The following is a 13006-nucleotide window of genomic DNA, read 5'->3' on the forward strand; positions in this document are numbered from 1 at the left end:
GGGCCCTCCGCCGCCGCGTCCGGTCCCCCCGTACCGCTCACTTCACGACGAGCGAGGTCCATGCCTTGACCCACTGCTCGCGGTTCTCGGCGATGGTCTGCGGAGCGACGTTCTCCGGCTTCTCCACGACCACGCCGTGCTGGGTGAAGAGTTCCGGCAGGACGGCGTTCTTGACCACCGGGTTCACGAACATCTTGAGCGGCAGGTCCTCCTGGAACTTCTTGCCGATCAGGAAGTCGAGGAGCGCCTTGCCGCCCTCCTCGTTCTTCGCGCCCTTCAGCAGGCCCGCGAACTCGATCTGGCGGAAGCAGGTGCCGGTGGCGACCCCGGTCGGCGCCTCGGCCGGCTGCGGGTCCGCGTACAGCACCTCGACCGGCGGGCTGGAGGCGTAGGAGACGACCAGCGGACGGTCCCCCTTGGCCTTCTTGCCGCCCGCGGAACCGGAGAAGCGCCCGTTGTACGCCTGCTCCCAGCCGTCGACGACCTCGACGCCGTTGGCCCTGAGCTTGCCCCAGTACTCCTTCCATCCCTCCTCGCCGTACTTGCCGACCGAGGCGAGCAGGAAGCCGAGGCCGGGCGAGGAGGTCGCCGGGTTCTCGGTGACCAGCAGGTTCTTGTACTCGGGCTTGATCAGGTCGTCCAGCGTCTGCGGCGGGGCGAGCTTCTTGTCGGCGAAGTACTGCTTGTCGTAGTTGACGCAGACGTCACCGGAGTCGACCGGGGTGACGCGGTGCTGCTGGTCGAGCACGTACTCCGGCTTCACCTCGCCCAGGCCCTTGGCCTCGTAGGGGACGAAGACACCGTTGTCGAGGGCGCGCGAGAGCAGCGTGTTGTCCACGCCGAAGAAGACGTCGCCGCGCGGGGAGCCCTTGGTGAGGATCTCCTGGTTCAGCGCCGTGCCGGCGTCACCGGACTTCAGCACCTTCACGGTGTAGCCGCTCTGCTGCTCGAACTCCTTGAGGACCGTGTCGCTCACGTCGAAGGAGTCGTGGGAGACGAGCGTGACGGCCTCGGGCTTCGCCGCCCCGCCGGTCTCCGCGGCCTTCTTCTCCCCGCTCCCGCAGGCGCCGAGCGTGGTGACACCCAGCGCGGTCGCGAGCAGCGCGCCCGTGAACTTCTTGGTGGTGCTCACTGTGAATTCCTCCTGGGCTGACCAGGAGAAGACGCGGCCCCGCCCCGCGCTCCGCGCGAACGGAGGCAGGGCAGGGCGCAACAACAGCTTGAGTGGTGACCGAACTTCCTACCCCGCATGACCGGGGCGAGGTTCAGAGGGTCTGCGGATGACTTACCGCACTCTCAGCGCTGTGGCGCTCCCCTGTCGGAATATGAAATTTGTTCGGGCACAGCGTACCGTGCGGCCGAATCCGATCGGTCCGGACCGGAATTACCGCTCAGACGCCGCCAGCTGACCGCAAGCGCCGTCGATCTCCTGCCCCCGGGTGTCACGGACGGTCACCGGCACGCCGTGGCGGGCGATGGCCTCGACGAACGCCTTCTCGTCCTCGGGCCGCGAGGCGGTCCACTTCGAGCCGGGCGTCGGGTTCAGCGGGATCAGGTTGACGTGCACCCGCTTGCCCTTGAGGAGCTTGCCGAGCAGGTCGCCGCGCCACGCCTGGTCGTTGATGTCGCGGATCAGGGCGTACTCGATGGAGATCCGGCGGCCGGACTTCTCGGCGTACTCCCAGGCCGCGTCGAGGACCTCGCGGACGTTCCAGCGGGTGTTGACGGGCACGAGGGTGTCGCGCAGCTCGTCGTCCGGGGCGTGCAGGGAGACGGCGAGACGGCACTTGAAGCCCTCGTCCGCGAAGCGGAGCATGGCCGGGACCAGGCCGACGGTGGAGACGGTGATGCCGCGCTGGGAGAGGCCCAGGCCGTCGGGGGCCGGGTCGGTCAGCCGGCGGATGGCGCCGACGACCCGCTTGTAGTTGGCCAGCGGCTCGCCCATGCCCATGAAGACGATGTTGGAGAGCCGGGCCGGGCCGCCGGGGACCTCGCCGTCGCGCAGCGCGCGCATGCCGTCGACGATCTGGTGCACGATCTCGGCGGTGGACAGGTTGCGGTCCAGACCCGCCTGGCCGGTGGCGCAGAAGGGACAGTTCATCCCGCAGCCCGCCTGCGAGGAGATGCACATGGTGACCCGGTCGGGGTAGCGCATCAGCACGGACTCGACGAGCGTGCCGTCGTGCAGCTTCCACAGGGTCTTGCGCGTGGTGTCGTTGTCGCAGCTGATGTGCCGCAGGACGTTCATCAGGTCCGGCAGCAGCTCCTGCTGGAGCTTCTCCCGGGAACCTGCGGGGATGTCGGTCCACTCGGCCGGGTCGTGCGTGTACCGGGCGAAGTAGTGCTGCGAGAGCTGCTTGGCCCGGAACGGCTTCTCACCGATCGCCGCGACGGCCTCACGGCGCTCCTCGGGGGTGAGGTCGGCGAGGTGCCGCGGGGGCTTCTTGGCTCCGCGGGGGGCGACGAAGGTGAGCTCTCCCGGAACGGGGGCCATGAGCGGTACTCCTCAGTATTACGAGCCCGGTGCGGGCGGGCTCCGCATCGGCGGAGCGTTGTCGACGGCACGAGCGGTGCCGGGAGACCTCACGGGTCCACCCCGAAACACGGGAAAAGCGCGCCACCGACGGGTGACGCGCTTTTCAGGATAACCCGCCCGGGTCAACCGGTGCCGACGAAGGCCGCCAGCAGCAGCCACACCACGGGCGCCGTCGGCAGCAGGGAGTCCAGCCGGTCCATGATGCCGCCGTGGCCCGGCAGCAGGGTGCCCATGTCCTTGATCCCCAGGTCCCGCTTGATCATCGACTCGCCGAGGTCGCCCAGCGTGGCGCTGACCGCGACCGCGAGCCCCAGCAGCAGGCCCTGCCACCAGGAGCCGCCGTCGATCAGGAACTCCATGCACAGCGCGCCGGCCACCATCGCGAAGGCGATCGCCCCGAACAGCCCCTCACGGGTCTTGCCGGGGCTGATGCGCGGCGCGAGCTTGTGCTTGCCGAAGCGCCAGCCGACCGCGTACGCCCCGGTGTCGCTGACCACGGTCAGGACCAGGAAGGTGATGACCCGCTGCGCACCGTCGTCCGCGGTGAGCAGCAGGGTGACGAAGGTGGCCAGGAACGGCACGTAAAAGGCGGCGAAGACGCCCGCCGTGACGTCCTTGAGGTAGTCCTCCGGCGGTTCGGTCATCCGCCAGACCAGGACCGCCAGCGCGGTCAGGGCCATGGCGACCCAGGCGCCCTCGGCCCCCTGGACGTACCCGGCGACGACCATGGCCGCGCCGCCGACGGCGAGGGGTACCAGTGGCGCCTTGATGCCCTTGCGTTCCTGGAGCCGGGAGGTCAGCTCCCACAGGCCCACGACGACCGCGACGACGACGACGCCGACGAAGACCGCCTTGACGACGAAGAGCGAGGCGAAGATCACCACGCCGAGGCCGACTCCGACCCCTATGGCGGCACGCAGATCGCGCCCCGCCCGCTTCTTCTGCGGCGGGGGCGAGGCGTCCTGCGGGGCCGGTGAGGGCGGGGGGCTGGGCATGGGCTCCTGCGGCGGCGTCTCGGCGCGGAACGGGGGGCCGCCGGCAGCGGCGGCCCCCCGATCGCGTGCGTCCCGGTCGTCGAAATCACGGCCGGCGGCATCGGGCACGATGGGCATGGGCCGAGTGTGCGGGCCCACCAGCGCATCGTATGCGGGACCCGCCGCAACCGGCTCCACGGCCCAGGAAGAGTCGTTCATCAGACCTCGAGGAGCTCGGCTTCCTTGTGCTTCAGCAGCTCGTCCACCTGCGCGACGTACTTCGTGGTGGTGTCGTCGAGCTCCTTCTCCGCGCGGCGCACCTCGTCCTCGCCCGCCTCCTTGTCCTTGACGAGCTTGTCAAGGGCGTCCTTCGCCTTGCGGCGGACGGCGCGGAGCGAGATCTTGGAGTCCTCGGCCTTGGTGCGGGCGACCTTGATGTACTCCTTGCGGCGGTCCTGCGTCAGCTCGGGGAAGTTCACCCGGATGATGCTGCCGTCGTTGCTCGGGTTGACACCGAGGTCGGAGTCGCGGATGGCCTGTTCGATGTTGCGCAGGGCGCTCTTGTCGAACGGGGTCACGATCGCCATGCGCGGCTCGGGCACCGAGAAGGAGGCGAGCTGGTTGATGGGCGTGATGGCGCCGTAGTAGTCCGCCACGATCTTGTTGAACATCGCCGGGTGCGCACGACCGGTGCGAATCGCGGCGAAGTCTTCCTTGGCGACGACGACGGCCTTTTCCATCTTCTCCTCGGCCTCGAGGAGGATCTCTTCGGTCACCACGTGCTCCTGCATGTCTTGAGTGGATGGTTCAGGCTGGCGGGGCGGGCTCGGCCGCGAGGGTCCGGCCCGGCAACGGCGTGCTCAGTCCCGGGTTCCCTGGTCGCTGACGAGCGTGCCGATCTTCTCACCCTTGACGGCGCGGGCGATGTTGCCCTCGGCGAGCAGCTCGAAGACGAGGATCGGCAGCTTGTTGTCGCGGCACAGCGTGATGGCGGTGGCGTCGGCGACCTTGAGGTCGCGGGAGAGCACCTCGCTGTACTCCAGCGCGTCGAACTTCACCGCGTCCGGGTTCTTCTTCGGGTCGGAGTCGTAGACCCCGTCGACACCGTTCTTGCCCATGAGCAGGGCCTCGGCGTCGATCTCCAGGGCACGCTGGGCGGCCGTGGTGTCGGTGGAGAAGTACGGCATGCCCATACCGGCGCCGAAGATGACGACGCGTCCCTTCTCCAGGTGGCGCACGGCACGCAGCGGGATGTACGGCTCCGCGACCTGGCCCATGGTGATGGCGGTCTGGACGCGGGAGTCGATGCCCTCCTTCTCCAGGAAGTCCTGGAGGGCGAGGCAGTTCATGACGGTGCCGAGCATGCCCATGTAGTCGGACCGGGCCCGGTCCATGCCGCGCTGCTGGAGCTCGGCGCCGCGGAAGAAGTTGCCGCCGCCGATCACGACGGCGATCTCCGCGCCGTCGCGGACCACCGCGGCGATCTCACGCGCGATGGCGTGGACGACATCGGGATCGACGCCCAGTCCTCCGCCGCCGGAGAAGGCTTCGCCCGACAGCTTCAGCATGAAGCGGCGGCCCTTCTCCTGCTGGTCGCTCTTGTCGTCGGATGCGGTGTGGGGGGCCACGCCCTGATTCATGGAGATCTCCTCGTGCACATACGAAGAAGGCCATTGCCGGTGGGTCCTCGCGGTTCCCTCTACGGCAATGGCCTCCTCGTCAGATCTGCGGTCGTCCTGCGCGAGCGCGGACGACTGCCTCAGACCCTACCGGGGTCCGGTGTCCGTCGTGTACGGACGGACTTCAGATGCCGACCTTGATGCGGCTGAAGCGCACCAGGGTGACACCGGCCTCGTCCAGAACCTTCTGGACGGACTTCTTGTTGTCCAGCGCGTACGGCTGGCCCAGGAGCGTGACGTCCTTGAAGAAGCCGTTGATGCGGCCTTCGACGATCTTCGGGAGGGCGGCCTCGGGCTTGCCCTCGGCGCGGGTGACCTCCTCGGCGATGCGACGCTCGGACTCGACCTTCTCGGCCGGGACGTCTTCCTTGGACAGCCACTGCGGGGCGAACGCGGCGATGTGCTGCGCGACGCCGCGGGCGACCTCGGCGTTCTCCTTGTCGAGCTCGACGAGGACACCGATCTGGAACGGCAGGTCGGGCATCGTGCGGTGCATGTACGACGCGACGTAACCGCCGGTGAACTGCGCGAAGCGGTCCAGGACGATCTTCTCGCCGAGGTTGGCGTTGGCCTCGTCCACGAACGCCTGGACGGTCTTGCCGGCCTCGATCTCGGACGCCAGCAGCGCCTCGATGTCCGCCGGGGAGGTGGCGGCGACGTGGGCGGCCAGCTGGTTGGCGACGTCCAGGAACTTGTCACCCTTGGCGACGAAGTCCGTCTCGCACTTCAGCTCGACGATGACACCGGTGGTGTGGTCATCGGAGATGAGGGAGACGACGGCGCCGTTCTCGGCAGAACGGCCCTCGCGCTTGGCGACGCCCTTCTGACCCTTGATACGGAGCGCTTCCATGGCCTTGTCGACGTCACCGTCGGCCTCGACCAGCGCGTTCTTGCAGTCCATCATGCCGGCGCCGGTGAGCTCGCGGAGCTTCTTGACGTCAGCGGCGGTGTAGTTCGCCATGAGTCTGTGATTCTCTCTCGAAGTCGTAGATCTACGGGTCAACGGCGGGGGAGGCGCGCTCGTGGCGCGGCTCCCCCGCCGTCATCGTCCGTGCTGGGAGTGCCCGGCGGGTGAACGCCGGGCACTCTCAGTGGGTCAGGCCTGCTCGGCGTCGGCGGCCGGGGCCTCGACGACAGCCTCGGCGTCGGCGGCCGGAGCCTCGACCGCGGGGGTCTCGACAGCCTCGGCCTCGACGGCGGGGGTCTCGACGGCGGGGGTCTCGACGACAGCCTCGGCGTCGTCGGCCTTCTTCTCGCCCTCGAGCAGGTCGCGCTCCCACTCGGCGAGCGGCTCGGCGACGGCCTTCTCGCCCGGCTTCGAGTCACCGGTCGCGGCACCGGAACGGGCGATGAGGCCCTCGGCGACGGCGTCGGCGATCACGCGGGTGAGCAGGGTGACGGAGCGGATCGCGTCGTCGTTGCCCGGAATCTTGTAGTCGACCTCGTCGGGGTCGCAGTTGGTGTCGAGGATCGCGACGACCGGGATGTGGAGCTTGCGCGCCTCACCGACGGCGATGTGCTCCTTCTTGGTGTCGACGATCCAGACGGCGCTGGGGACCTTCGACATCTCGCGGATACCACCGAGGGTCTTCTCCAGCTTGGTCTTCTCGCGGGAGAGGACCAGGAGCTCCTTCTTGGTGAGACCCGAGGCGGCGACGTCCTCGAAGTCGATCGCCTCAAGCTCCTTCAGACGCTGGAGGCGCTTGTAGACGGTGGAGAAGTTGGTGAGCATGCCACCCAGCCAGCGCTGGTTGACGTACGGCATGCCGACGCGCGTCGCCTGCTCGGCGATGGCCTCCTGGGCCTGCTTCTTCGTACCGACGAACATGATGGAGCCGCCGTGGGCGACGGTCTCCTTGACGAACTCGTAGGCGCGGTCGATGTACGACAGCGACTGGAGCAGGTCGATGATGTAGATGCCGTTGCGCTCGGTGAAGATGAAGCGCTTCATCTTCGGGTTCCAGCGACGGGTCTGGTGACCGAAGTGGACGCCGCTTTCCAGCAGCTCCCGCATCGTGACGACGGCCATGGCCATCTCCTTGGTTTCTCGGTTTGGTTCCTGACGCCCCGCCGCGTCCTGCCCCTTGAGGGACCGAGAAACGCTTCCACCTGGCCGTTTCGGGCTGGTGCCGGGGCGTGCGAAGTCGACCCGGTGACCCGGATCGCCACAAGAAGTGTACGGGACCCGGCGGTGTGCCGGGTGACGCGTTTGTCCACAGTCCGCCCGCTGTCCACAGGCTCCGGCGCGCTCCGCGCACGGGCGGGACCCTGTGGTCCATGACGACACTGCTGCTCACCCTGTTGCTGGCCCTGGCCCAGGCGGCCGTCCCCGGGTTCCGTCCGCTGCCCCCGCCCCTGTCGGTGGCGCGCTGGTGGGACCCGCCCCCGACCCCTTACGCGGCGGGGCACCGCGGTGTGGACCTGCGGGCCCCGGTGGGCGCGGAGATCCGGGCGGTCGCCGACGGCCGGGTCCACCACGCCGGCCCGGTCGCGGGGCGCGGGGTCCTCTCCCTCACCCTGGCGAACGGCCTGCGCACCACGTACGAGCCGGTCCGCCCGCTGGTCGCGGAGGGCGAGCCGGTCACGGCGGGCCAGGTGGTCGCGGTCCTGACGGAGGGCTCCCACTGTCCGGGCCCCTGCCTCCACTGGGGGCTCCTGGCGGGCACCACCTACCTGAACCCGCTGACCCTCCTCCCCCGCCCGGTCCCCCGCCTGCTGCCCCTCTCCGAACCGGAGCCGTGACACCAACCAGCACCACCCCGCACGGGAAGGCGGAGGGGAGGGCGGCGGGGGCGGGGGCGGGGGGGGCGGGGGGCGGGGGGGGAGAGAACACCGGCGGAACCGACAACGGAACCGGAGCCAGGATTCTGGGTCCGGATTCCGGATTCCGGATTCGGGCGGCTCAGCCCTGGACGCCGCGCAGGGCCATGGCGACGGCGGCGTCCGTCACGACCGCCGGGTCCTCGGCCGTCCCCAGCTCGATGCGCCGGACGGCCGCGTCCACCACACCCTGCAACAGCATCGCGGCGAGCCTCGGCTCGCTCTGCCCCAGTGCGCTCAGCGCCTCGACGATCATCGCCACCAGGCCGCCGTGGGCGGCGCGGATCTTCTCCCGCGCCCCGGCGTCGAGCTCGCCGGCCGAGATGGCCACCACCGCCCGGTGCCGCCGGTCCCCCACCAGCCCGAGCTGGCTGCGCACGTACGCCTCGATCTTCGCCTCCGGCGACGGCGCCTGCTCCATCGCCACCTCGATCTCGGCCGCCCACACGGGGAAGTCCACCGCGCACAGCTCCTCGACCACCGCCGCGCGGGACCGGAAGTACTCGTAGACGGAGGACCGGGCGAGCCCGGTCCGCTCCGCGAGGGCGGGGAAGGTCAGCGCTTCCGTCCCGCCTTCGGACAGCAGGGAACGCGCGGCGTCCAAGAGGGCGCCGCGCTGCATCGACCGGTGCTCGGCCACGGAGGCCGCTCGAATCCTGGGCACGCGTCCACTCTACGGAGGTTCCGCAAGTCCCTGGCAGCCCTGTGGGCCTACCGTCCGACGTCCGCCAGTTTCGCCCGCAACTGGAGCACCGACTTGGTGTGGATCTGGCTCACCCGGCTCTCGGTGACGCCCAGGACGTTGCCGATCTCGGCCAGGGTCAGGCCCTCGTAGTAGTAGAGGGTCACCACCGTCTTCTCCCGCTCGGGCAGGGTGTTGATGGCCCGGGCCAGCAGCCTTCGCAGCTCGCGGTCCTCGGCCACCTCCACCGGGTCGTCGGCGGCGGTGTCCTCCAGGGTGTCCATCAGCGAGAGCCGGTCGCCGCCCTCCCCGCCGACGTGCAGCAGCTCTTCCAGGGCGACCACATTGGCCAGCGACAACTGGCTGAAGACCGTGTGGAGATCCTCCACGGCGATCCCCATCTCTCCGGCCACCTCTCCCTCGGTCGGGGTGCGCCGCAGTTGCGCTTCCAGCGTGGCGTAGGCCCGCTCCACCGCTCGCGCCTTCTGCCGGACGGAGCGGGGAATCCAGTCCAGCGCCCGCAGTTCGTCGATCATCGCCCCGCGGATGCGGGTGATCGCGTAGGTCTCGAACTTGATGGACCGTTCGATGTCGAACTTCTCGATGGCGTCGATCAGTCCGAAGACCCCGGAGGAGACGAAGTCGGCCTGCTCCACATTGGGCGGCAGCCCCACACTGACCCGGCCGGCGACGTACTTCACCAACGGCGAGTAGTGCAGGATCAACTGCTCCCGCAGCCGCTCGTCACCCGAGTCCTTGTACGAGCGCCACAGCACCTCCAGCGACGAGGGCTCGGGGGGCCGCGCACTGCCACGGGCAGCGGGGGGCAGCGCGGCGCGGTCGGACCCTGAGGTGTGCTGGGGCATGCTTCGCCTTTGCCGGAGCCGGATTCCTTGGGAGCGTAGCGTGACGGAAGTGTCGCGGTGCGCGAAGAGTACGGGATGGCACGGGGCCCCGAGGGCGTCCCGACCCGCGTGTGCGGCCCGGGACCGGCGCCTGGCGCACGGTCCCGGCGACTGCCACCGGGAAGACCGCGTCTCTCATCGGCTTCACTCTTTCACCGGAACGCCCCAGGTCAATGACCGCCTCGCCGGGCGGCGCCGGTTTACCTGCCCCCTTCCGGCGTTTGTCTGCTCAACTGCCAGCCGTCGCCCTGCCGTTCGACGAACCCCAGAGAGTGAAGTTCGTACAGTCTGCCGATGACTTCATCGGTGCTGGTGCCGGAGGCAAGTGCCACCGCCTCCGGGTCCGCGGGCCGGCCCGCCGGGAGTGCTTCGAGGACTCGGGCCGCCTCCGGGTCGAGGAGGTCCCGGGCGAGCACCGGACCGTGCCGCTCGGGGGCCAGCTCTCCCATGGCGCCGACCAGTTCGACCACCTCGGCCGCGTCGGTGACCAGCTCCGCCCCGCTCCGCAGCAGTTCGTGCACCCCGGCCGAGAGTCCGCTGGTGGCGGGTCCGGGGACGCCCATGGTGAACCGCCCGAGCCGCTGGGCCCGCCGGGCGGTGACCAGCGAGCCGCTGCGGTGGGCCGCCTCCACCACCACCGTGCCCCGGGTGAGTGCGGCGATGACCCGGTTGCGCAGGACGAACCTGCTGGCGGTCGGGTGACCGCCGGGCGGCAGCTCGCCCAGGACCAGGCCCTGTCCGGCGATCCGGCCGAGGAGCCCGGCGTGTCCGCGCGGGTACGCCACGTCCACACCGCAGGCCAGCACCGCGACCGTGGCGCCGCCGGACGCGAGGGCTCCCCGGTGCGCGGCGCCGTCGATCCCGTAGGCCGCCCCGGAGACCACGACCCAGCCCCGCTCGGCGAGTCCGGCGGCCAGGGTCTGGGCCATGTGCGCGCCGTACGGGGTGCAGGCCCGGGCCCCGACCACGGCGACCGAGCGCAGGGCCCAGCTCCGCAGGTTCGGCCGGCCCCGCACCCACAGCCCGACCGGCCGGGCGTCGCCGAGGTCGTCCAGCTGGGTCGGCCACTCCGCCGATCCGGGGCAGACGAACCGTGCGCCCGAGGCGGCGGCTGCCGCCAGGTCCCGCCGGGGGTCGGCCAGCGCCGCCCGCCTGCGGTACCCGTCGAGCCGCCGCACCCCCACCCCGCCGGACCCCACCGCTCCCGGACCGGCACCGGGGCCGGGACGGGCACCGGGGCCGTCCACCGGATCAGGACCGGGGCCGGAGTCACCCCCGGCGCCGAAACCGGTCCCGGGCCCGGGGTCGGCACCGGGGTCCCGGCCGGTCAGCAGCCGTATCAGCCCGACGGCACCGAGCTCGCGCAGCCAGCGCCCGCCCTGCTCGTCCCCCGGCTCCAGCACCCGGGTCAACGCGGCCCTCGCCAGCAGCTCCGGTTCCTCGCCGCCGGTCATGACCACGGCCTCGTGGCGAGCGTCGTGGTGAGCGCCGTCCCGCGGGCGATCCCGGTCCGCAGTTCCAGCGCGACGGCCACGTCCGACGCCCCGGGCCGGTCTCCGCCCCGCAGGTCGGTCACGGTCCAGGCGACCCGCAGGACCCGGTCCAGGCCGCGCGCGGTGAGCAGCCCCCGTTCCAGGTCCCGCTCGGCCTGCGCGAGGGCCCCGGGGGCGGCCTGCCAGCGGGTGCGCAGCTCGTGCCCGGGTACTTCGGAGTTGAGCCGCCAGGGGGTGCCGGTGAGCCGGGCCCCGGCGCGGTCCCTGGCCTCCCGGACCCGGTCCGCGACCACGGCCGTGGACTCCCCCCGGTCGCCGTGGCCGAGCAGGTCGGACCGGGTGACCGGTTCGGCCTCCACCCTCAGGTCCACCCGGTCGAGCAGCGGCCCGGACAGCCGGGCCTGGTAGCGCCGGATCACCGAGGCCGGGCATTCGCAGCCCGCCCCGTGGAGCGTGTGCCGGCCGCAGGGGCACGGGTTGGCCGCGAGCTTGTGGCTATGGTTTGGAGCTGACCGTTGACCGCTGGCAGTGCCGGATGCGACTACCGGCTCTGGGCAGCATCGATGAGGATCTGCGCGATCTCCCGAAGGGGATCCCAGCGCTCGTCCAGTGGCACCTGTCCAGCTTCCGCAGCGTCAAGCAGGGCATCGATCCTCTCTTCGACGTAGCGCTTGTTCTGCAGCTCTCCCTGCCATGTGTTCACCGATTTGTTCAGCGATGTCCACTGGATGGGGACGGGATTTCCGTCAGGGCCGATGAGGCACTCCAGGCCGAAGTAGAACTCGACAGAGCATGCTCGGCCGTTGACGTCGTCCTGGCCTGGGCCCGAAGGTCCGTGGGTTGGATAAGCGCGCGCGTAGTCCAGATCGGGCAGATTGCGAGCGATGTAGTTCTTGGGAAGAGCCGGGTTGGCCAAGGTCTTCAGTGCAGCCAGTCCAGCCGCATCGTTGTCGACGAGGGCGATGACACGGTTCATCACACCTGCGGCTGCGAAGCTCCTGAGGTTGGCGACCACCCGGTCCGTCCCGCCGGCTGCCTTGGTCTCCTCAAGGTCCCAGAAGGCGAAGTAGCCAGCGATGTCGGGCCTGACGATAGGTAGCGCCCGGCCCAGGACACGGGAGTCGTACTTCCCCTCGGTGATGACGATGATGGGTCCACTGCTCGCCGTCTCATCTCGCAGCTGCTGGAGGGCCTCGGTCGAGACCGCCTCGCTGCTCTCAAAGTAGCCGGCCATGAGGAGTTGGCTCAGGTCGAGCTGTAGTACCTCATTAGGCTCCTGAGAGCTAAGGATCAGGGCAAGGAAAAGCCTCGGATCAACTGCAAGGTCATCAAAGAAGAAGTCCAGCTGCGAAACGCAAATTTCATCCAGCTCGGCCAGCTCTATGAGACCGTCCCCTACTTTCCAGTTCCCGAAGGCCTCCGCTCGCTTGAGGTAGGCCGCGATCCCCGTGTTCAGGACCTCGGCGGCAGAGACCCGATGGCAGATCTCCTGCTTGCGCTCGCGTGTGGGACGGCTGCTGAGCACCAGAAGACCGTCCTCGATGTCATCCTCGTTGACGCCTTCGAGATCCTTGATCATCTCTTGGCTGCATCGATCGGGATCGAAGCCCATCAGCTTGAGGCGAGTCATGATCGTCTGGACTGTGGTCCGGTAACCGAAGAGCTCGCGATGGTTGAAGCCCTCGAACTCGACAAGCTCGTCCCACGCTGTCTCACCACGCGCGTTGACCTCGTCGACGCGCTGAGCCCATTCGAGGTGCAGGTACTTGTCTTCCTCACGGAAGACCGTCATCAGCTTGGCGGGCGTCTCGTTCTTCCCCATCCTGATCTGTCTGTCGCCCAACATCAGGCCCCAGGTGTCCCCCATGCGCCTCTCCGATCGGTGTGCTGCGAGATCATTTGGTGCTCATAGTTTCA

General features: G+C 69.7%; 12 protein-coding genes, 1 pseudogene and 1 riboswitch. Of the genes and pseudogenes, 1 reads left to right on the top strand and 12 read right to left on the bottom strand.

Annotated features, from left to right (window positions below; all coding sequences use genetic code 11):
• Positions 1-37 precede the first annotated feature (37 nt).
• The 7 genes from ACIA5F_RS17650 to rpsB all read right to left on the bottom strand — a co-directional run bounded on the left by ACIA5F_RS17650 (position 38) and on the right by rpsB (position 7218).
• On the bottom strand, positions 38-1132 hold the full coding sequence (locus tag ACIA5F_RS17650) for a thiamine ABC transporter substrate binding subunit (protein ID WP_399353843.1): 1095 nt from the start codon (positions 1130-1132) through the stop codon (positions 38-40).
• A gap of 87 nt (positions 1133-1219) precedes the next feature.
• Positions 1220-1327, bottom strand: a riboswitch (TPP riboswitch).
• A gap of 57 nt (positions 1328-1384) precedes the next feature.
• Positions 1385-2494 carry a 23S rRNA (adenine(2503)-C(2))-methyltransferase RlmN gene (rlmN, locus tag ACIA5F_RS17655; RefSeq protein WP_399353845.1) on the bottom strand — a complete coding sequence of 370 codons (1110 nt, stop codon included), beginning with the start codon at positions 2492-2494 and terminating at the stop codon, positions 1385-1387.
• A gap of 164 nt (positions 2495-2658) precedes the next feature.
• The gene (locus tag ACIA5F_RS17660) at positions 2659-3729 is read right to left on the bottom strand and encodes a phosphatidate cytidylyltransferase (protein WP_399353847.1); all 1071 of its coding nucleotides are present in this window, start codon (positions 3727-3729) and stop codon (positions 2659-2661) included.
• Positions 3729-4286 carry a ribosome recycling factor gene (gene frr, locus ACIA5F_RS17665; protein WP_399353978.1) on the bottom strand — a complete coding sequence of 186 codons (558 nt, stop codon included), beginning with the start codon at positions 4284-4286 and terminating at the stop codon, positions 3729-3731. Before frr ends, ACIA5F_RS17660 begins: the two co-directional genes overlap by 1 nt.
• An 84-nt stretch (positions 4287-4370) precedes the next feature.
• Positions 4371-5150, bottom strand: coding sequence for a UMP kinase (pyrH, locus tag ACIA5F_RS17670; protein WP_399353849.1), 780 nt, complete (start codon positions 5148-5150; stop codon positions 4371-4373).
• A gap of 163 nt (positions 5151-5313) precedes the next feature.
• A complete protein-coding gene (gene tsf / locus ACIA5F_RS17675; RefSeq protein WP_399353851.1) occupies positions 5314-6150 on the bottom strand; it encodes a translation elongation factor Ts in 837 nt (278 codons plus the stop codon).
• Positions 6151-6285: 135 nt separating this feature from the next.
• Positions 6286-7218 (bottom strand): 30S ribosomal protein S2, encoded by a 933-nt coding sequence (gene rpsB, locus ACIA5F_RS17680; RefSeq protein ID WP_399353853.1) that lies wholly within the window; start codon positions 7216-7218, stop codon positions 6286-6288.
• A 248-nt stretch (positions 7219-7466) separates the two neighbouring features.
• Here rpsB and ACIA5F_RS17685 point away from each other — a divergent pair, with 248 nt between their 5' ends.
• The gene (locus ACIA5F_RS17685) at positions 7467-7931 is read left to right on the top strand and encodes a M23 family metallopeptidase (RefSeq protein ID WP_399353855.1); all 465 of its coding nucleotides are present in this window, start codon (positions 7467-7469) and stop codon (positions 7929-7931) included.
• Positions 7932-8091: 160 nt separating this feature from the next.
• Here the strand turns inward: ACIA5F_RS17685 and ACIA5F_RS17690 are convergent, their stop codons facing one another.
• The 5 genes and pseudogenes from ACIA5F_RS17690 to ACIA5F_RS17710 form a co-directional block, all read right to left on the bottom strand.
• On the bottom strand, positions 8092-8649 hold the full coding sequence (locus ACIA5F_RS17690) for a TetR/AcrR family transcriptional regulator (protein WP_399353980.1): 558 nt from the start codon (positions 8647-8649) through the stop codon (positions 8092-8094).
• 71 nt (positions 8650-8720) lie between these two features.
• Positions 8721-9557: an RNA polymerase sigma factor WhiG gene (gene whiG / locus ACIA5F_RS17695; protein WP_399353857.1), complete on the bottom strand. Its 837-nt coding sequence runs from the start codon at positions 9555-9557 to the stop codon at positions 8721-8723.
• Between the two features lie 239 nt (positions 9558-9796).
• Positions 9797-11050, bottom strand: coding sequence for a DNA-processing protein DprA (dprA, locus tag ACIA5F_RS17700; protein ID WP_399353859.1), 1254 nt, complete (start codon positions 11048-11050; stop codon positions 9797-9799).
• Positions 11047-11577 (bottom strand): annotated as a pseudogene (locus ACIA5F_RS17705) (ATP-binding protein); the annotation flags it as partial. The pseudogene ACIA5F_RS17705 and the gene dprA, both read right to left, overlap by 4 nt.
• A 53-nt stretch (positions 11578-11630) precedes the next feature.
• A complete protein-coding gene (locus ACIA5F_RS17710) occupies positions 11631-12956 on the bottom strand; it encodes a hypothetical protein (RefSeq protein ID WP_399353861.1) in 1326 nt (441 codons plus the stop codon).
• Positions 12957-13006: the final 50 nt, after the last annotated feature.

The sequence above is a fragment of the Streptomyces sp. NPDC051567 genome (assembly GCF_044454165.1).
Lineage (GTDB): Bacteria > Actinomycetota > Actinomycetes > Streptomycetales > Streptomycetaceae > Streptomyces.

Excerpts from the sequence above, each read along its gene's own strand:
- tsf (WP_399353851.1), bottom strand. The coding sequence starts at position 6,150 with ATGGCGAACTACACCGCCGCTGACGTCAAGAAGCTCCGCGAGCTCACC.
- ACIA5F_RS17660 (WP_399353847.1), bottom strand. The coding sequence starts at position 3,729 with ATGAACGACTCTTCCTGGGCCGTGGAGCCGGTTGCGGCGGGTCCCGCA.
- whiG (WP_399353857.1), bottom strand. The coding sequence starts at position 9,557 with ATGCCCCAGCACACCTCAGGGTCCGACCGCGCCGCGCTGCCCCCCGCT.
- ACIA5F_RS17710 (WP_399353861.1), bottom strand. The coding sequence starts at position 12,956 with ATGGGGGACACCTGGGGCCTGATGTTGGGCGACAGACAGATCAGGATG.
- pyrH (WP_399353849.1), bottom strand. The coding sequence starts at position 5,150 with ATGAATCAGGGCGTGGCCCCCCACACCGCATCCGACGACAAGAGCGAC.
- rpsB (WP_399353853.1), bottom strand. The coding sequence starts at position 7,218 with ATGGCCGTCGTCACGATGCGGGAGCTGCTGGAAAGCGGCGTCCACTTC.
- ACIA5F_RS17685 (WP_399353855.1), top strand. The coding sequence starts at position 7,467 with ATGACGACACTGCTGCTCACCCTGTTGCTGGCCCTGGCCCAGGCGGCC.
- rlmN (WP_399353845.1), bottom strand. The coding sequence starts at position 2,494 with ATGGCCCCCGTTCCGGGAGAGCTCACCTTCGTCGCCCCCCGCGGAGCC.
- dprA (WP_399353859.1), bottom strand. The coding sequence starts at position 11,050 with ATGACCGGCGGCGAGGAACCGGAGCTGCTGGCGAGGGCCGCGTTGACC.